At 73.0% G+C, this 17,760-nt stretch carries 14 protein-coding genes; 3 read left to right on the top strand and 11 right to left on the bottom strand.

What is annotated here, in order from left to right:
- Positions 1-17: 17 nt before the first annotated feature.
- From OG753_RS30455 to OG753_RS30440, 4 genes are all read right to left on the bottom strand, one after another.
- A complete protein-coding gene (locus tag OG753_RS30455) occupies positions 18-1,982 on the bottom strand; it encodes an IucA/IucC family protein (protein ID WP_405790906.1) in 1,965 nt (654 codons plus the stop codon).
- 99 nt (positions 1,983-2,081) lie between these two features.
- Positions 2,082-2,807, bottom strand: coding sequence for a GNAT family N-acetyltransferase (locus OG753_RS30450; RefSeq protein WP_405790904.1), 726 nt, complete (start codon positions 2,805-2,807; stop codon positions 2,082-2,084).
- 32 nt (positions 2,808-2,839) lie between these two features.
- Positions 2,840-5,101: an IucA/IucC family protein gene (locus OG753_RS30445; RefSeq protein ID WP_405790902.1), complete on the bottom strand. Its 2,262-nt coding sequence runs from the start codon at positions 5,099-5,101 to the stop codon at positions 2,840-2,842.
- A 21-nt stretch (positions 5,102-5,122) separates the two neighbouring features.
- Entirely contained in the window at positions 5,123-6,601 is a 1,479-nt protein-coding gene (locus OG753_RS30440) for a diaminobutyrate--2-oxoglutarate transaminase family protein (protein ID WP_405790900.1), read from the bottom strand.
- 188 nt (positions 6,602-6,789) lie between these two features.
- Between OG753_RS30440 and OG753_RS30435 the strand changes: the two genes are divergently transcribed.
- A complete protein-coding gene (locus tag OG753_RS30435; RefSeq protein WP_327264800.1) occupies positions 6,790-7,959 on the top strand; it encodes a hypothetical protein in 1,170 nt (389 codons plus the stop codon).
- A gap of 162 nt (positions 7,960-8,121) precedes the next feature.
- Here the strand turns inward: OG753_RS30435 and hflX are convergent, their stop codons facing one another.
- The 6 genes from hflX to miaA form a co-directional block, all read right to left on the bottom strand.
- A complete protein-coding gene (hflX, locus tag OG753_RS30430) occupies positions 8,122-9,627 on the bottom strand; it encodes a GTPase HflX (protein WP_383190588.1) in 1,506 nt (501 codons plus the stop codon).
- A gap of 144 nt (positions 9,628-9,771) precedes the next feature.
- Positions 9,772-11,271: a M1 family metallopeptidase gene (locus OG753_RS30425; RefSeq protein WP_327264798.1), complete on the bottom strand. Its 1,500-nt coding sequence runs from the start codon at positions 11,269-11,271 to the stop codon at positions 9,772-9,774.
- 268 nt (positions 11,272-11,539) lie between these two features.
- Entirely contained in the window at positions 11,540-13,621 is a 2,082-nt protein-coding gene (locus OG753_RS30420; protein WP_405790898.1) for a RelA/SpoT family protein, read from the bottom strand.
- A 140-nt stretch (positions 13,622-13,761) separates the two neighbouring features.
- On the bottom strand, positions 13,762-14,637 hold the full coding sequence (dapF, locus tag OG753_RS30415; protein WP_405790897.1) for a diaminopimelate epimerase: 876 nt from the start codon (positions 14,635-14,637) through the stop codon (positions 13,762-13,764).
- Between the two features lie 53 nt (positions 14,638-14,690).
- A complete protein-coding gene (locus tag OG753_RS30410) occupies positions 14,691-15,146 on the bottom strand; it encodes a hypothetical protein (protein ID WP_327264795.1) in 456 nt (151 codons plus the stop codon).
- A 189-nt stretch (positions 15,147-15,335) separates the two neighbouring features.
- A complete protein-coding gene (gene miaA / locus OG753_RS30405; protein ID WP_327264794.1) occupies positions 15,336-16,274 on the bottom strand; it encodes a tRNA (adenosine(37)-N6)-dimethylallyltransferase MiaA in 939 nt (312 codons plus the stop codon).
- 227 nt (positions 16,275-16,501) lie between these two features.
- Between miaA and OG753_RS30400 the strand changes: the two genes are divergently transcribed.
- Positions 16,502-16,669 carry a gliding motility protein gene (locus OG753_RS30400; RefSeq protein WP_327264793.1) on the top strand — a complete coding sequence of 56 codons (168 nt, stop codon included), beginning with the start codon at positions 16,502-16,504 and terminating at the stop codon, positions 16,667-16,669.
- A 23-nt stretch (positions 16,670-16,692) separates the two neighbouring features.
- Positions 16,693-16,938 carry an antitoxin gene (locus OG753_RS30395; protein ID WP_327264792.1) on the top strand — a complete coding sequence of 82 codons (246 nt, stop codon included), beginning with the start codon at positions 16,693-16,695 and terminating at the stop codon, positions 16,936-16,938.
- 88 nt (positions 16,939-17,026) lie between these two features.
- Here OG753_RS30395 and OG753_RS30390 read toward each other — a convergent pair whose 3' ends face one another.
- Positions 17,027-17,734 carry a class III extradiol dioxygenase subunit B-like domain-containing protein gene (locus OG753_RS30390; protein WP_327264791.1) on the bottom strand — a complete coding sequence of 236 codons (708 nt, stop codon included), beginning with the start codon at positions 17,732-17,734 and terminating at the stop codon, positions 17,027-17,029.
- Between the last annotated feature and the right edge of the window lie 26 nt (positions 17,735-17,760).

Below are 17,760 nucleotides of genomic sequence, written 5' to 3'. Positions count from 1 at the left end.
AGCGCACCGGCGAGGAATCATGGCCGGTGCAAGGGGTTGGGGACGGTGCCGTGCTGCACCGCGTGCGGCCGGTCGGCGCGGTCGCGGTAGCCGTCCTCGTAGAGCCGGTTCCGGTTGAGGCAGAGCCGTCCGATGCGTTCGCCGAGCAGGTCGAAGAGCTCGTAGCGGTCCTTGAGCTCGGGGAAGCGGGCCTGGTGGCGCAGGATCTCCGCCCGTACGAGCGACCAGAACTCGTCCTCCGGGACGCCCAGGCGGTCCTCGCACAGGGCCGAGAGGTACCGGAAGACGCCGACGAAGAGACCGGAGTGGATGAACTGGGGCAGGAAGTCGGCGGGCTCGGTGAGCAGGACCGCCCGGACCTCGTCGGGCAGGGACGCCAGCTCGGGCAGCGGTTCGTCGCTGATGTTGACGTCGTCGACGAAGTCCTTGACCGCGAGGCGGACCGGCACGTCGTGCTCGTCGAAGATCACGACGGCGTTCTCGCCGTGCGGGGAGAAGACGGTGCCGTAGCGGTAGAGGAAGTGGAGCAGTGGGGGCAGGAGGGCGGCGAAGAGGCGCTGCAGCCAGACGGTGGGTGTCAGCCCGGACCGGGCGACGAGCTCGGCGGTGAAGGACCGGCCGCGCGGATCGGTGTGCAGCAGGGAGGCGAGCGTGCGGGCACGCTCGCCGGGTGCCAGCAGGCCGGTGAGCGGCTCGCGCCAGATCGCGCCGAGGAGCTCCTTGTACTGGTACGGGACCTCGGGGAGTACGTCGTAGACGGGGTGGCGGACGGTGACGGAGGCGACCTCGCCGAGGAGGACGACCCGGCATTCGTCGCGGAGGAAGGGGTCGCCGTCGCGGAGGGAGTGGATCCAGGCGGTGACGGCGGGGGCGGCGAGCGCGAGGTCGCTGGGCAGTCCGCGCCAGACCATGGTGTTGAAGACGGACAGCGGGAGTTTGACGCTGTGGCGGTCGGGTCGGCTGAGGTTGAGGAAGGTGCGGACCGACTGCTGCGGGAGCCGTACGTCGGGATCCGCGGGGAGCGGCACCAGCGCGCCGGAGGCGAGGGCGGGGGCGAAGAGGGGGAGGACGACCTCGTCCCACTGCCAGGGGTGGACCGGGAGATAGAGGTAGTGGAGCGGGTCGAGGCCGCGGTCGCGCAGGCACTGGTCGAAGGTGGCGCGGGTGACGGGGCCGAGCTCGGCGGTGTAGAGGCGGGCGGGGTCCTCCAGGCCGGCGGTGCCGCGGTAGGTGGCGAGCGAGGTGTGGGCGGCGAGCCAGGGCAGCCGCTGGCGGGTGCGGGCCTCGGGGGCCCAGGCCGCGGTGTCGGAGGCGGAGAGTCCGATGCGGCCCTTGTTGGGGACGAGCCAGGGGTGGCCGGTCTGGTGGCCTTCCAGGGAGGCGTAGTCGAGGTCGGCGAGGACGTCGGCGGTGAGTGCGGTGTGGTCGAGCCGGGCGTCGGCGGCGAGGGTGGCGCTCAGTTCGCGGACGAGGTGGCCGAGCGTGGGTCCGTCGAGGCCGAGGAGGGTGCGGGCCCGGATGAGGAAGGAGTACGGGTCGCCGAAGGCGGTCGGGTTCCCGAGGTCTCCCGCCCCGGCCGATGAAGGCTGCCCGGTCGGCGTGGCCGGTCCGGTCGGCGTGGCCAGTCCGGTCGGCGAGGGCAGCCCGGTCATCGGGGGCAGCCCGGTCGTCGGGGGTGCCGGCGGGGTGAGGGTGATGGTGTCCGGGGTGACGTGCCAGCTGCCGTACGAGCGGCGGCGGGCGCGGAAGCCGAGGATGCTGCCGTCGTCAAGGGTGAGGGTCCAGGCGTCGCCGGCGGCGACCGGGGTGGGGACGGGGCGGATGATCTCCTCGTAGGCGAATTCGCCGAGCATCTTGGCGAGGAGCCGACGAGCGGCGAAGTCCCATGTCGTGCGGTTGAGTTCGGGCGGCGTGCACGGGTGCTGGGGTGAGGGTGGCACAGCCGGTTCGGCCGCGTCGGGGACTGTGGGGAAGTTCGGCACGGGGCTCCTCGGTGATCGGGAACTTTGCTTCGTCACGCAGAGTTATCGAAGTGAGAGGTGCGAAGCTGCCGACGAGGGTCGGGGCTTGCGGGGCGGCACTCAGAGGAGATTGCGCAGCACCCGCTCCCGGACCATCAGGGCGGCCCGCTTCTCGGGAAGGTCGATTTCCGCGTAACAGCGGAAACCAGAGCTCAGGAAGGCCGATACGGAGGGGGTGTTGCGGATGTCCGGTTCCGCGACGATGCGTGTGCAGCGGGGGCGGTTGCCGAGGACGAGGTCGGCGACGGCGCGCAGCAGAGCCGTTCCCAGTCCGCGGCCGCGGTTCGTGCCGTCTCCGATGAGCAGGTGGATACCCGTGTCGTGGGGGCGCGCCGGGTAGTGCCCGGAGAGCGGGTCGAGGTCGGCCCGGTAGATCTCCCAGTAGCTCATCGGCGTGCCGTTGAGGAGGCCGAGGCAGGGGATGCTGCGGCCGTCGCCGTCGAGCTGGGCCGACAGGTGCGCGGCGGTGACCGCGGCGGGGCCGGCGAGCTCCCAGTAGGCGGCCACCTCGGGATCGTTCATCCAGCCGGTGAGGAGCTCCAGGTCACGGACCGGCCGTACGGGTTCGAGGCGGAAGGCTCCGACGGGTGTGGTGACGCTGCCCCAGGTGGCGGGGGAGTCGAGCAGGTCGGCCTCGGCGAGCAGCGGCAACAGGGTGGCGTCGAGGCGTGGCACGCGCCGTTCGCGCCTTCCTTCGGATCCTTCCGCGACGCCGGTGGCGGCGCGGGGGTCACGGGCGTCGCGGACTGATCCGGGGGCGGGGGCTGTGGTGTCGGTGGAGCGCATCGGGGGCTCTTCTCCGCGTCGGCGCCGACGCGTCAATCGTGAAGGGGGTTGGTGATGGTGACGTAGACGGACTGGGTGTCGACGGGGCCGACCAGCTCGTCGAGTCCGCCGAGGCGGGTGAGCAGATTCGCCTTGCAGCGCAGGGTGGGTGAGTCGAGGAGCCGGGTGGGGAGCGGGCCGAGGCCTGCGGCCTTGGCGAGGAAGCGGCGGAAGGCGGCGAGGAGGACGCGTTCGTCCGCGAGTCGCTGGGATCCGAAGGCTCCGATGAGGCCGAGCACGTTGTTGATGCCGAGGTAGTAGGCGAAGCGTTCGTCGGTGACGGCGTCGGAGACGAAGGTGTCGCTGGCGCTTCCGATGCCGGGGAGCCGGTGCTCCAGTTCCGTGCGGCGGGATTCGCGGAAGTAGTAGCCCTGGTTGTCGCGGTAGCGGCCGCCGGTCGGCCAGCCGGCCTGGTCGAGGAGCACCAGGGTGTTCTGCTGGTGCGCTTCGAGGGCGATACCGGCGAGCGCGTCGAAGGCGAGGACCGGCAGGACCACGTGGTCGAGATAGCGCAGGAACCACTCGGCGGCGACGGCGGACGTGCTGTGTCCGGTGGCGGTGGCGAGGCCGGTGACGAGTTCGGCGAGGCGGGAGCTCATGGTGGTCCGGCCGGGCCACGGGCGGGGAGCGGTGAGTGCGGCGATGCAGACGGGGTCGTCGCCCGGGCGGAAGGGGTTGTGGCGCAGCAGGGCGTCGAGGCCTGGGACGGGTGTGCCGTCCGGGGCGTCGACGGCGACCCAGGCGGGGTCGCGGACGATGTCGAAGCGGGGGTGGGATGCCTGCCACTGCTCGGCGAGGCCGGTGCGGAGCAGCCGGTGCACCTCGACGCCGCGGTGGAGTTCTTTGCGGAGGTTCTCGCGGCGGGAGTTGGTGATGCGCAGGCCCAGGGAGAGCTTGAGCATCGCGGGGGCGCCCGGGCGGTGGACGGTGCGGACGGAGGAGGTGGGGTACCAGGGCTCGCCGTGCGGGCCCAGGTCGTGCAGGAGTCCCGCGTCGCGGAGGGCGGTGACGGCGGGGCGCTGGAGCAGGTCACGGGCCTGCCAGGGGTGCAGGGGAAGAGGGGTGGTGCCGTGGGGCAGGGGGAGCCCGGGAGCGAGTCGGCCGAGGAGCTGTGGTGCGGAGACGGGGCGGCCGCTCTCGGTCCAGGCCGATTCGCTCGCGAGGGCGGCGGGGGCGATCGCGAACCAGTGCAGGGGGAAGGAGCCGTGGAGTTCGGGTGAGTAGCGGCGCGCTTCGGCCTCGGAGAGTCCTTCGCGGCTCTTCGGGTCGGGCTGGAGGGGGTGGCCGAGCAGGAGTGACTGTTCGGCGGTGAGGAAGCGGTCCCCTCTGACGGGTGCCGGGCCGGTGGGGCGTTCTCGCCGGTCGGCGATGAACTCGGCGGTACGGCGGACCGAGTCGGCCACCCGGCCGACGAGGTCGGCGGCGCCGCGGCCTCCGCTCGAGCCCTCACGGGCGATGAGCGCGGCGACGGTGACGGCGTCGAGCGGGGGCGCGGCGGCGGTCGTGCCTTCGAGCCGGACGGCACCGAAGCGGTGCCAGCCGGAGTGGGACCAGTGGCGGACGGGGACGAGCAGGGCGGTACCGGAGGCGGGAAGGGGGATGCGCAGGGGGCTTCCGGCGGGGCCGTCGGGGCGGCCGAGTCCGGATTCCCGGACCCAGCAGCGGAGCAGGTTCTCCACCGACGCTGCCTCGGCGGCGACGGCCGGGTCGGGGTGGTTCAGGAGGTCGGGCAGTGTGGTCGGCTCCAGCCGCAGGGGGCTCGTCCACCCGAGGCGGGGCCGGGGCGTGCCGTCCTTCTGCCGGGGCACGGTGGCCGTTGCCCCGTTGGCGGTCGCGGGGAACTGCTCGGCCGGTGCGGCGGCGGACATGCCCGCCGGGCCCGTCGGCGCGTGCCCCGCGATGGCGCCTTCGGCGTGGTCCGGCGTGGCGGCCGGGGGCGGGGGCGGCGTCGGTGCCTCCCCGGCGGGCAGGGGCCGGGCCGGCGAGGTGACCGTACGTTCCGGGCCCTTCGCCTCGGGCACGTCCGGCCGGGGCTGCGGGGACGGCAGCTCGGCGGACTTCCGTACGGGGGCCGCGGTGCCCGACGGCGATGACGGCTGCCCCGGGGCGGCGGCTTCGGGGTCCGGCAGCGGAACCAGCTGCGGGTGCGGTTGGGCCGGCTCCGACGGTGGGGAGGGGCGGTCGGGAACCGCGGCCGCGGGTGTGGGGTCCGGCTGGGTCTCGGTGGTGGGCGTGGACTGGTGCGGGTCTGCCATCGCGGGTCCTCGGGGTGCGGGTCAGTGGGTCCGGCGGGCGGCGGCCGGAATGGCGTCGGCGAGACGGTCGAGGACCGCCGCGGCCTGCTCGTCGGTCAGGGTCAGCGGGGGAAGGAGGCGGACCACGGCGCCGTGGCGGCCGCCGAGTTCGACGATCAGGCCGCGGTCCAGGCACTCCTGGCGGACGGCGGCGGCCAGGGCCGGTGCGGCGTCCCCGGTGTCGGGATCGACGAGTTCGACGCCGATCATCAGGCCCCGGCCCCGTACGTCCCCGATGCAGGGGTGGCCGCAGGCCAGGCCCCGCAAGGCCGCCAGCATCCGCTCCCCCAGCACGGCGGCGCGCTCGGCGAGCCGGTTCTCGCGTACGAAGGCGAGCGTGGCGGTACCGGCGGCCATGGCGAGCTGGTTGCCGCGGAAGGTGCCCGCGTGCGCCCCGGGGGCCCAGACGTCCAGCTCGGCCCGGTACACGATCACCGCGAGCGGCAGGCTTCCGCCGATCGCCTTCGAGAGGACCATCACGTCGGGCACGACCCCGCTGTGGTCGACCCCCCAGAAGGCGCCGGTCCGGCCGACCCCGGTCTGCACCTCGTCCGCGATCAGCGGGATCCCCCGCGCCGCGGTGATCTCGCGCATCCGGCGCAGCCAGCTGTCCGGGGCGGGGATCACGCCGCCCTCGCCCTGCACGGGTTCGACGATCATGCCGGCGGGGGCGGGCACCCCGCCCTTCGGGTCGTCCAGCAGGTTCTCTGTCCAGCGCGCGGACAGTTCGGCGCCCTCGGGACCGCCCACGCCGAACGGGCAGCGCAGGTCCTGCGGGTACGGCAGCCGGGTCACCCGTACCTCCGGTGCGCCACCGGAGGCGTCCAGGGCCCCGGCGGTCATGCCGTGGTAGGCCCCGGTGAAGGCGAGCAGCCCGGGGCGGCCGGTCGCGGTGCGCACCAGTTTGAGGGCGGCCTCGACCGCGTCCGTACCGGCCGGGCCACAGAACTGGATGCGGGCGTCGGCGGCCAGCGCGGGCGGCAGGTTGGCGAACAGCTCGGTGGTGAAGCCGTCCTTGACCGGGGTCGCGAGGTCCAGAACGTGCAGCGGGGCCCCCGAGTCGAGGACTCCCCTGATGGCTTCGAGCACCACCGGGTGGTTGTGTCCGAGGGCGAGCGTGCCTGCACCGGAGAGGCAGTCGAGGTAACGGCGGCCGTCGGCGCCCTCGATGGTCAGTCCGCGGGCCCGCACCGGGACGATGGGCAGGGAGCGCGCGTACGTCCGCGCCGCGGACTCGCGCTGCGCCTGCCTGCGCAGGATGCCCTCGGGGACTTCCGTACCGGCCGGGGTGCCGGTCGGGGCACCGCGCCCGCCCGGGCCGCCCGGACCGGCCACCCGGTTCCCCTGCGGCGGCACTTGCGGCGGGATCTCTGCCGCGGCCGCCGCCGCGGCCGGCTCGGTGACAGCCACGAGTGTCGGTCCTCCCGCACTGATTGCTCTTCCGGATTGCGTCTCGAACATGAACGCTGCTCCCCCATCCCCCGTACGTACCAACGACGGTGACGGCGACCGATCACGGGTCGGCTCAAGATCCTTGTTCCTCACGGGACGAGCGTCAGGAACCACGGCCCCGGGCTGTGTCGTCCTCGGCGACAGCGGCATAGTGGTGAGCTGCATCCACTCCTCGAACTCCCAGGGGGACGAAAGACATGCGACGGAACCGACCGGTCACCGCGATAGTGTGCGCGGCCACGCTCGCGCTGACCGCGGCTGCCTGCGGCCCCGGCGACGGGGAGGCCGGCGGCGACGCCAAGCCGACCGTCGCGGCGAGCCTTCCCGGCCAGGACGGGATCAAGATCCCGGACCAGCTCAAGGACAAGCTCAAGGAGCACGGAATCGACCTGGAGAAGTGGAAGGGGGGTGAGTGGAAGAACTGGAAGAGAGAGGACTGGCTCCGCGAGGCGGGCGACTACGTCAACCCGATCATCGAGGACCTCTGGGACCCCGACCGCATGCGTGACGCCGAGCAGCCCCAGCGTCCCTCCGTCGACCCGGACGCGGGCAAGGACCAGGGCGTCACCGACCCGACTCCGGTGCCGGTGACGGCCAAGCAGGCCACCGCGCCCTACAACCGGAGCGTTCCGGAGTCCGGCAAGGTCTTCTTCGACGGCCCCGAGGGCTCCATGGTCTGCTCCGCGACCGTGGTCAAGGACCCGGCCCGCCCCGGCAAGTCGAACATGGTCTGGACTGCGGGCCACTGCGTGCACGCGGGCAAGGCCGGCGGCTGGTACCGCAACATCGCCTTCGTCCCGTCCTACAACAACGCGGGCAAGCCGGCGGCGCAGCTCAAGGGCGCGCCCCGTTCGCAGGTGGCCCCGTTCGGCGTCTGGTGGAGCGACTGGGCGCAGACCTCCGACCAGTGGATCGCGACCGGCGGTCCGACCGGCGGCGCGGGTGCCCCGTACGACTTCGCCGTGCTGCACGTGACGCCCGAGAAGGGCAGCGGCAAGTCGCTGGAGGAGACGGTCGGTTCGGCGCTCCCCGTGGAGTTCAACGCCCAGGCCGTGCCGAAGGTCGCGGGCATCACGGCGACGGGCTACCCGGCGGCGGCTCCGTTCGACGGTCAGCGCGCCTTCCAGTGCACGGACAGGCCGGGCCGGCTCTCCCTGAAGGCGAACGACCCGGTGATGTACCGCATCGGCTGCACGATGACCGGCGGTTCCTCGGGCGGCGGCTGGGTCGCGGCGGGCGCCGACGGCAGGCCGGCACTGGTGTCGAACACCTCGATCGGCCCGGCCAAGGCGGGCTGGCTCGCCGGACCGCGGCTGGGTCCGGAGGCGAAGGGCGTCTTCGACGCCGTCAGCGGCAAGTTCAAGTAACCCCTGCCGCACTGCGCGCGCATGACCGGGCACCGGAGCTCAAGCCGTAGCCAGAGCCCGAAGCCATAGCCCGAACTGGAGTCGGAGCCGGAGCCCGGACCGACGACGGAGGCCCCCCTGCGGTGCAGGGGGGCCTCCGTCGTCACACCGTCAAACCGGTGCTCAGCGCTTCGCGAGCGCGTACGGCGCCAGGTCCGCCGCCAGTTCCTGGTGGACCCGCGCCTTGAGCAGGGTGCCGTCCGGGGTGTGCTCCTCGGAGATCACCTCGCCCTCGGCGTGCGCCTTGGCCACCAGCGAGCCGCGGGTGTACGGCACCATGGCCTCCACCTCGACCTCGGGCCGCGGCAGCTCGGAGTCGATGAGCGCGAGGAGCTCCTCGATGCCCATGCCCGTGCGCGCCGAGACGGCGATCGAGTGCCGCTCGATCCGCAGCAGCCGCTGCAGGACGAGCGGATCCGCGGCGTCCGCCTTGTTGATCACGACGATCTCGGGCACGTTCACCGCGCCGACCTCGCGGATCACCTCGCGTACCGCCGCCAGCTGCTCCTCCGGCGCCGGGTGCGAACCGTCCACGATGTGCAGGATGAGGTCGGAGTCGCCGACCTCTTCCATCGTGGAGCGGAAGGCCTCGACCAGGTGGTGGGGCAGGTGCCGGACAAAGCCGACCGTGTCGGCCAGGGTGTAGACCCGGCCGCTCGGCGTCTCGGCCCGGCGCACGGTCGGGTCGAGGGTGGCGAACAGTGCGTTCTCCACCAGCACGCCCGCGCCCGTGAGGCGGTTGAGCAGCGAGGACTTGCCCGCGTTGGTGTAGCCGGCGATGGCGACCGAGGGCACCTTGTTGCGGCGCCGTTCCTGCCGCTTGATGTCACGGCCGGTCTTCATCTCCGCGATCTCCCGGCGCATCTTCGCCATCTTCTCGCGGATCCGTCGCCGGTCGGTCTCGATCTTGGTCTCACCGGGGCCTCGGGTGGCCATGCCGCCACCGCCGCCGCCACCCATCTGCCGGGACAGCGAGGCACCCCAGCCACGCAGCCGCGGCAGCATGTACTGCATCTGCGCGAGCGCGACCTGCGCCTTGCCCTCTCGGGACTTGGCGTGCTGGGCGAAGATGTCGAGGATCAGGGCGGTCCGGTCGACCACCTTGACCTTGACGACGTCCTCGAGCGCGATGAGCTGGCCGGGGCTGAGCTCACCGTCGCAGACGACGGTGTCGGCGCCGCTCTCCATGACGATGTCACGCAGCTCGCGCGCCTTGCCCGAACCGATGAAGGTGGCCGGGTCCGGCTTGTCACGGCGCTGGATCACGCCGTCGAGTACGAGGGCACCCGCGGTCTCGGCGAGCGCGGCGAGCTCCGCGAGGGAGTTCTCCGCGTCGTTCACCGTGCCGGAGGTCCAGACACCGACGAGCACGACGCGCTCGAGGCGCAGCTGCCGGTACTCGACCTCGGTGACGTCTTCGAGCTCGGTGGAGAGGCCGACCACGCGGCGCAGGGCCGCGCGCTCGGAGCGTTCGAGCTGCTCGCCGTCCCGGTCTCCGTCGATCTCGTGGCTCCAGGCGACGTCCTCTTCCATCAGGGCATCGGCCCGAAGGCTCTCGGTGAAGCTCTGCGAGTCCCGCACGTCCTGTGCGTCCCGCTCGTCCTGGGAAGGGGAAGAAGAGGAGGTCATTGGATCCTTACGTCGATTCGAATAGCAGTGCCACGTTAACTGTCACGTCCAACGTGTCACACCGCCGGGGGATTCCCCGCGCGGCCCCGTCGATGGTGACATGCCCGCTCCTCGCCGGTCACACGCTTTATCGGGTCTTCCGCCCTACGCGCCCTTGCCGGGGGCGGCCTGCCCGGAGGCCGCCCTGCCGCCGGAGGCCTGCCCGGCGGCCGCCTTCCCGCTCCACTCCGGGTGCCCCGGCATCGGCGGGGTCGTGGTCCCGTACAGCCAGGGCTGCAGGAAGGCCGTGAGGTCCCGGCCCGCCTCCTGCGAGGCCAGACGTACGAAGTCGGCCGTGCCCGCGACCCCGTCCCGGTTCTCCGTGACCCAGCGGCGCTCGATGCGGTCGAAGGCCGGGGCGCCGATCTCCTGCCGCAGCGCGTAGAGGATCAGCGCGGACCCGTCGTAGACCACCGGCCGGAACAGACCGATCTTCTCGCCGGGCGCGGCGGCCTTCGGGGCGGCCGGGGGGCCGCCCGCCGCCCGCCACTGGTCGGAGCGCTGGTACGCCTCGCGCATGCGCCGCTCCAGGGAGTACTTGCCGAGTCCGTCCGCGTACAGGGCCTCGTACCAGGTGGCGTGTCCCTCGTTCAGCCACAGGTCGGACCAGGTCCGCGGGGTGACGCTGTCACCGAACCACTGGTGGGCGAGCTCGTGGACCATCACGGACTCGACATACCAGTCGGGGTAGCCCTCGCCCGAGAACAGATTGCTCTCGAACAGCGAGAGGGTCTGCGTCTCCAGCTCGAAGCCGGTCGTCGCCCGCGCGATCAGCACCCCGTAGTTCTCGAAGGGGTAGCGGCCGACCCGCTCCTCCATCCATTCGATGTGTCCCGCGGTCTTCTTCAGCCAGGGGTCCAACCGCTGCCGGTCCTGGGCGGGCACCACGTCGCGCAGCGGCAGCCCGTGCGGTCCGGTGCCGTGCACGACCTCGGAGCGGCCCACCGAGACCTGGGCCAGCTCGGTGGCCATGGGGTGCCGGGTCCGGTACGTCCAGGTCGTGGTGGGGCCGAGCCGCAGGGCGGGGGCCACCGGCTCGCCGTTGGCGACGGCCGTGAGACCGGCCGGGGCGGTGATCCGGAAGGTGAAGAACGCCTTGTCGGCGGGGTGGTCGTTGCAAGGGAAGACGCGGTGCGCGGCGTCCGCCTGGTTGGCCATGGCCAGGCCGTCCTCCGTGGGCACCCAGCCGCCGTCCCCGCGTCCGCGCGGGTCGCTGGTGTGCCGAATGGTGATCCGCAGGGGCATGTTGCCGGCCACCGCGCGCGCGGGCGTCAGTACGAGGTCCTCCCCCACGCTGTCGAACTGCGCCGGCTCCCCGTTGACCTCGGCGGACGCCACCTTGCCGTGGGTGAAGTCCAGGTTGATGCGCTCCAGCCGCTCCGTGGCCCGGGCGTCGATGACGGTGACCGCGTCGAGGGGGCTCAGGTTGTCCTTGTAGGCGAAGGACAGGTCGTACGAGAGGACGTCGTAGCCGGGGTTCCCGAGCTCCGGGAAGAGCCGGTCGCCGATGCCCAGCGCCGTCGGCGGGGGCAGTACGGCGGCGACGAGGGTGAGGGAGGCCGCGGCGAGCAGGGCGGCGCGCAGGCGGGGGGAGGAGAGCTGCATCCACCACCGCTTACCAGCGCCCGCCACGCGGCCGCGTACGACGCGCGACGGTTCCACCCGAACGGGGCCTTCCGGAGCCGTACCGGCCTACGCCGGGCTGACGCCACGACCGCGCCGGGCCGGCGTCGCGACCGCTGCGGGCCGACGGCTGACCGACCCACGGCCGGCAGTCCGAGCGACCGGCTGACCGACCCACCGACGGGCAGTCCGAGCGACTGGCCTGACCGGCTGACCGACCGGCTGACAGACCGCAGTCCGACCGGCCCGGCTACACCCGGCTGACGTCGTACACGCCCGGCACGTCCCGCATCGCCCGCATCAGCGCCGGCAGCCCGGCCGCGTCGGGCAGCTGCAGGGTGTAGCTGTGCCGGACCCGCTGCTCGACCGGGGGCTCCACGGTCGCGGAGACCACCTCGACCCCCTCACGGGCGATGGCCTCGGTCAGGTCGGCCAGCAGGTGCGGGCGGCCGAACGATTCAGCGAGCAGGGTGACCCGGCAGTCCGCCGTGGCCCGCCAGTGCACGGCCACGGACGTGCGCCCGACTGCGCGCATCTGTGCCACCGCGGCGCAGTGGATGCGGTGCACGGTGACGGCCCCGCCGCGGACCAGGAAGCCGGCGACGGCGTCGGGCGGCACCGGGGTGCAGCACCCGGCCAGGCGCACGGTGGCGTCCGGCAGATCCGCGACCGCGTTGCCCCCGCCGCCGCGGGCCCCGACCACCGACAGCGGCGCCCGGGCGGCGGAGGTCGTGGCCATGGCACGGTCGGGATGGGATTCGAGCCAGCTGCTGATGGCGATCCGGGCGGCGGGGGTCCGCGCGTGGTCCAGCCACTCGACGGCGGGTCCGGAGGAGGCGTCCTGCGCGAGCAGCAGCTGAACGGTGTCCCCGTCGGACAGCGGGGAGGACAGGGAGGTGAGGCGCCCGTTGACCCGGGCGCCGATACAGCCGTGGGCCGCCTCGCCGTGCTGCGCGTAGGCGGCGTCGATACAGCTCGCGCCGGCCGGCAGGCCCAGGGTGCCCCCGTCGGCCCGGAACACGGTGATCTCCCGGTCCTGGGCCAGCTCCGCCCGGAGCACGGTCCAGAAGGTGTCGGGGTCGGGCGCGGACTGCTGCCAGTCGAGCAGCCGGGACAGCCAGCCGGGCCGCGTGGGGTCCACGCGCTCCTCGTCCGGGTCGGCGGCCGCGTCGGGAGTCGCAGTGGCGTACGGATTACCGAGGGCGACCACGCCGGCCTCGGCCACGCGGTGCATCTGCCGGGTCCGCACGATGACCTCGGCGACGTAGCCCTCGGGCGTGGCGACGGCGGTGTGCAGCGACTGGTACAGGTTGAACTTCGGGGTGGCGATGAAGTCCTTGAACTCCGAGATGACCGGGGTGAAGCAGGTGTGGAGTTCGCCGAGCACGGCGTAGCAGTCGGCGTTCTCGCCGACGAGGACGAGGACGCGGCCGAAGTCGGAGCCGCGCAGCTCGCCGCGGGTGCGGGCGATGCGGTGCACGGAGACGAAGTGCCGTGGCCGTACCTGTACTTCGGCGGCGATGCCGGCGTCGCGCAGCACGCCGCGCACGGAGTCGGCGATGGCCGGCAGGGGGTCGCTCTCGCCCGCGTGGGCGGCGATGAGCGCGCGGGTGCTCTCGTACTCCTCGGGGTGCAGGATCGCGAAGACGAGGTCTTCCAGCTCGGTCTTGAGGGCCTGGACGCCCAGCCGCTCGGCCAGCGGGATGAGGACGTCGCGGGTGACCTTGGCGATGCGCGCCTGCTTCTCGGGTCGCATCACGCCCAGGGTGCGCATGTTGTGCAGCCGGTCGGCGAGTTTGATGGACATGACGCGGACGTCGTTGCCGGTGGCGACGAGCATCTTGCGGAAGGTCTCGGGTTCGGCGGCGGCGCCGTAGTCGATCTTCTCCACCTTGGTGACGCCGTCGACGATGAAACAGACCTCGTCGCCGAACTCCGCCCGGACCTGGTCGAGGGTCACGTCGGTGTCCTCGACGGTGTCGTGGAGCAGAGAGGCCGTCAAGGTGGTTGTCTCGGCGCCGAGTTCGGCGAGGATCAGGGTGACGGCGAGTGGATGTGTGATGTACGGCTCACCACTTTTTCGCATCTGGCCGCGGTGCGAGGTCTCCGCGAGGAGGTACGCGCGGCGCAGAATGGACAAATCGGCGTCCGGATGGTGGGCGCGATGCGCCTCGGCGACGTGTCCGATGGCGTCCGGGAGCCTGTCCCTGGACGTCGGCCCGAGCAGGGCCGCACGCCCGAGACGGCGCAGATCGAGCCTGGTCCGCCCACGTCTGCGGAGCTCAGGGCGCGCTTCGGGGTGTGCTTCGGGGTTCGTGGCCTCTGCACTCATGGGCACCTCCGGCGGCTTCGACCGGCGGTGGCGGGCATGGGGTGAGCCCTCAGGGCCGGTGCCTGATGTTACCGACCCCACCACGTGGCGCAGTCCACCTCTCGCTCAGCGTGAAACGGATCACCCATTAGAGGGAAGCTTCACGCGAAAGCCGTTTCGGTGAGCCAGGCCCCGTCGAACTCTCCCGCGGCCACGATCACGGCCGGTCCGGTCATGTCGATCCGCCCGTCGGGGTGTTCGGTGATGACCAGGGTTCCGCCGGGGAGGTCGACGGTGTACGAGACCGGTTCGCCGGTGGCGGCCGGGTCCGCGCCGTCGCGGCGGATGGCGGCCACGGCGACGGCGCAGGCGCCGGTGCCGCAGGAGCGGGTCTCGCCGGAGCCGCGCTCGTGGACGCGCATGGCGACGTGCCGGGGGCCGCGGTCGACGACGAACTCGACGTTGACGCCGGTGGGATAGGCGGACGCCGGGCTGAACGGCGGGGCGGTGTACAGGTTTCCGGCGTCGTCGAGGCTGTCCACGAAGGCCACGGCGTGCGGGTTGCCCATGTTCACGTTGCGGGCGGGCCAGGAGCGCTCGCCGACCGAGACCGTGACCTCGCCCTCGGGCAGCTCGGCGCGGCCCATGGAGACGGTGACGTCGCCGCCCTTGTCGAGGTGCACGCGCTTGACGCCGCCCCGGGTGGCGACGGCGAGTCCACCGGGCTCGACGTGTCCGGCGTACTGGAGGTAGCGGGCGAAGACGCGCACGCCGTTTCCGCACATCTCGGCGATGGAGCCGTCGCTGTTGCGGTAGTCCATGAACCACTCCGCCTCGTCGGCCAGGTGCGCGGCCTCCGGGTGCGCGGCGGACCGGACGACGTGCAGGACGCCGTCGGCGCCGATGCCGGCCCGCCGGTCGCACAGCTTCGCGACGGCGGACGCGGGCAGCTCGATGGCGTTGTCCGGGTCCGGGACGATCACGAAGTCGTTCTCGGTGCCGTGGCCCTTGAGGAAGGAGAGGGTGGTCTGCGTCACCCGCACATGGTACCCAGCCCCTGCTCAGAGGGGTCGAGCCGTCCGAGGGGCGGTCAGCGGAGCCGGGCGACCCGGTACACGGCGAGACTTACGACGGCCAGTGCGACCACGGCGTACAGCGCGGCCAGGCGCCAGTCCGGGCGGCGGCCGCTCCCCCGGGCCGGGAGACCGGGCCACGTGTAGCCCACCCGTCGAGCGGCCATCATCCCCCAGCCTCCGGCGCAGCAGCTGATCAGGAAGCCGAGCATGGCCACCACTGCTCCGCCGTCGCCGAACTCGAAGGCGAGCGGGAAGGCGAACATCAGCGAGCCAGTGGCGGCGAGCATCGCGATCGGGGCGATCTGCCACAGGCGCAGGCGGCGCTGCGGACGCAGTTCGACCTCGAACTCGGGTCCGGCGGCGGCCTCCGCCTCGGCGGGGTCCGGCGTGTCCGGGCCGTCGGGGGTCAGCCGCGCGGGCTCCGCGGGCAGCCCGAGCCCGGCGGGCCCGTCCGTCCCGTCCAGAAGCATCGGGTCCGCTTCCCTCCGGGTTTCGTCCCGCCCGGTGTCACGAGGGCCGGCCTCCATCGCCACGCGCCCTCCCCACTCGGACTCGGTTTGCCGCCGTTCATCGCAGGTGATCGCACCCGCTCGAGTTTGATGATGGCACGCCCCCGGCCCCACTACTGGCGCGTGAGGCGTCCCGATGCAATCACGTGATCAGGCTGTGACCGCTCGTTCGACCAACGACAGCGCGAGCCCGGGGAGTTCCCCCCGGTCGGCGGCGGCCCCGCTGAGCCAGTGCACGCGCGGGTCGCGGCGGAACCAGGAGTCCTGGCGGCGCGCGAACCGCTTGGTGGCGCGGACGGTCTCGGCCCGGGCCTCGTCCTCGGTGCAGTCGCCGGCCAGCGCGGCCAGCACCTGCTGGTAGCCGAGCGCCCTGGAGGCGGTGATTCCGTCGCGCAGGCCGCGGGCCTCCAGGGTGCGGACCTCGTCCACCAGCCCGGCCTCCCACATCCGGTCCACGCGCAGTGCGATCCGCTCGTCGAGCTCCGGCCGGGCCACGTCGACGCCGATCTGCACGGTGTCGTAGACGGACTCGTGGCCGGGAAGGTTGGCGGTGAAGGGGCGGCCGGTGATCTCGATGACCTCCAGCGCGCGGACGATGCGGCGGCCGTTGCTGGGCAGGATGGCCTGGGCGGCGGCCGGGTCGGCGGCGGCGAGGCGGGCGTGCAGGGCGCCGGGGCCGCGCAGCGCGAGCTCCGCCTCCAGCCGGGCGCGGACCTCGGGATCGGTCCCGGGGAATTCCATGACGTCCAGGGCGCCCCGGACGTACAGGCCGGATCCGCCGACGAGGACGGGGGTGCGGCCCTCGGCGAGCAGCCTGTCGATCTCCAGGCGGGCCAGTCGCTGGTAGTCGGCGACGTTGGCGGTGTCGGTGACGTCCCAGATGTCGAGGAGGTGGTGCGGGACGCCACCGCGTTCCTCGGTCGTCAGTTTGGCGGTGCCGATGTCCATCCCCCGGTAGAGCTGCATGGAGTCGGCGTTGACGACTTCGCCGTCGAAATGGCGGGCCAGGGCGACGCCCAGGTCGGACTTTCCCGCCGCGGTGGGACCGACGACGGCGATGACCCGCGGGGCGGGGGCTGCTTTCCTCACCGCCCCAGTCTCGCAGCCGCTGGTCAAGACAGGAGCATGTACCCGATCGAGTGACGTGACGGGGTGGGGGTGAGGTCGTTGCCCTGGCGAGGTTCCGGCCGTGCATACGCCCGGCGTACGCCCGGCGGAGGCCGGTCCGGTCAAGGCGGAACTTCACTCACACGAGTAACGTTACAGGAGCAGACATGGGCGTTTTTGATCGGTTTTTTCGTCGTAAGGACGAGGTCGTGACCGAGGAGGTCGCGGCGACGGACCCGACGGCGGAGTCCGGTGCGGCCGACGAGGCCGGACCTGCGGCCGCGGAGGCTCAGGCGGCGGAGGCCGTGGAGATTCCGAAGCAGCAGTCGGCCGAGGTGGCCGCGGACAGCGAGACCGGTGAGGGCGCCCGCACGTAGCCACCGCCAACGGAAGGTGACCCATGGGCCTGCTGGACAATCTGAAGGCCAAGCTCGGTCCGGCGAAGGACAAGGTCGGCGACCTCGCCCAGCAGCACGAGGGCAGGATCGGCGAGAGTCTCGACAAGGTGGCCAAGGCCGTGGACTCCAAGACCAAGGGCAAGTACAGCGGCCAGATCACGAGCGGGACGGGCAAGGCGAAGGACGCCCTGGGGAAGATCGCGCACAAGGACGCTCCCGGCGGGCCGACGCCGCCGGCCGCCTCCTGACGCGGTCCCGGAAAGGGGCGCGGGACGAGCTGATGCCGGTCCCGCGCCCCTTCGGCGTTCCATGGGCCTCTCGGCCCGTACGCGGCGCCTACGACCAGGTGGCCACGAAGTACCCCACGCCGTACGGCGCGTCCTCGTACAGCAGGCGGCCTTCCAGCTCGGCGCCCTCCGCGGCGCCGGCCAGCACCTGCCAGGGGGCCCGTCCGGCGGCCTGGAGCTCGGCCGCGAGACCGGCGTCGATGGCGGTGAGCGCGGCCACGTCGGCGGCGCCCAGCGCGCGGGCCGCGGCCTCGTCGAAGGCGGCGGCCCGCTCGTCGAGGTAGCCGGGGGCCTTGAGGGTCCGCCGGGCGCTGCCGTCACCCATCACGAGCAGCGCGACCCGGTCGTGGCGCGCGCCCAGTTCCCGGCCGGTTTCCAGGCAGCGCGCGGTATCCAGGGGCTCCTCGACCCCGAGCCCCTCGACCGGGGCGGCGCCCCAGCGCGCGTGTCCGAGCAGCCAGGCGCCGACGGCGAGCGAGGGGGGCAGCAGGCGCGGTCCCTCCTCGCCCTCCCCCAGCTGTACGTCGCTCGCGACGCCGAATCCGCGGAAGCTGCCGCGGGCACCCTGCGGGTAGGCCCCGCGATGGTCGTGGCCGGCCGCCCCGACCACGACCAGCAGGTCGGGCCGGGACGCGGCGAGCACCGCCAGCGCGTCGGAGCAGGCGGTGCGGGCGTCGCCGAGTTCGGCGGCGGCCCCCGCGGCGACCTCCGGTACGAGCAGCGGCGGGGCGGGACAGACGGCGGCGGCTACGAGCATGATCCGCAGCCTAGCCGGACGCGCAC

Origin of the sequence: Streptomyces sp. NBC_00029, assembly GCF_045160505.1 — a bacterium.
GTDB lineage: Bacteria > Actinomycetota > Actinomycetes > Streptomycetales > Streptomycetaceae > Streptomyces.
The sequence above is the reverse complement of the archived record's forward strand: the minus strand, read 5'-3'. Positions and strand labels throughout refer to the sequence as shown.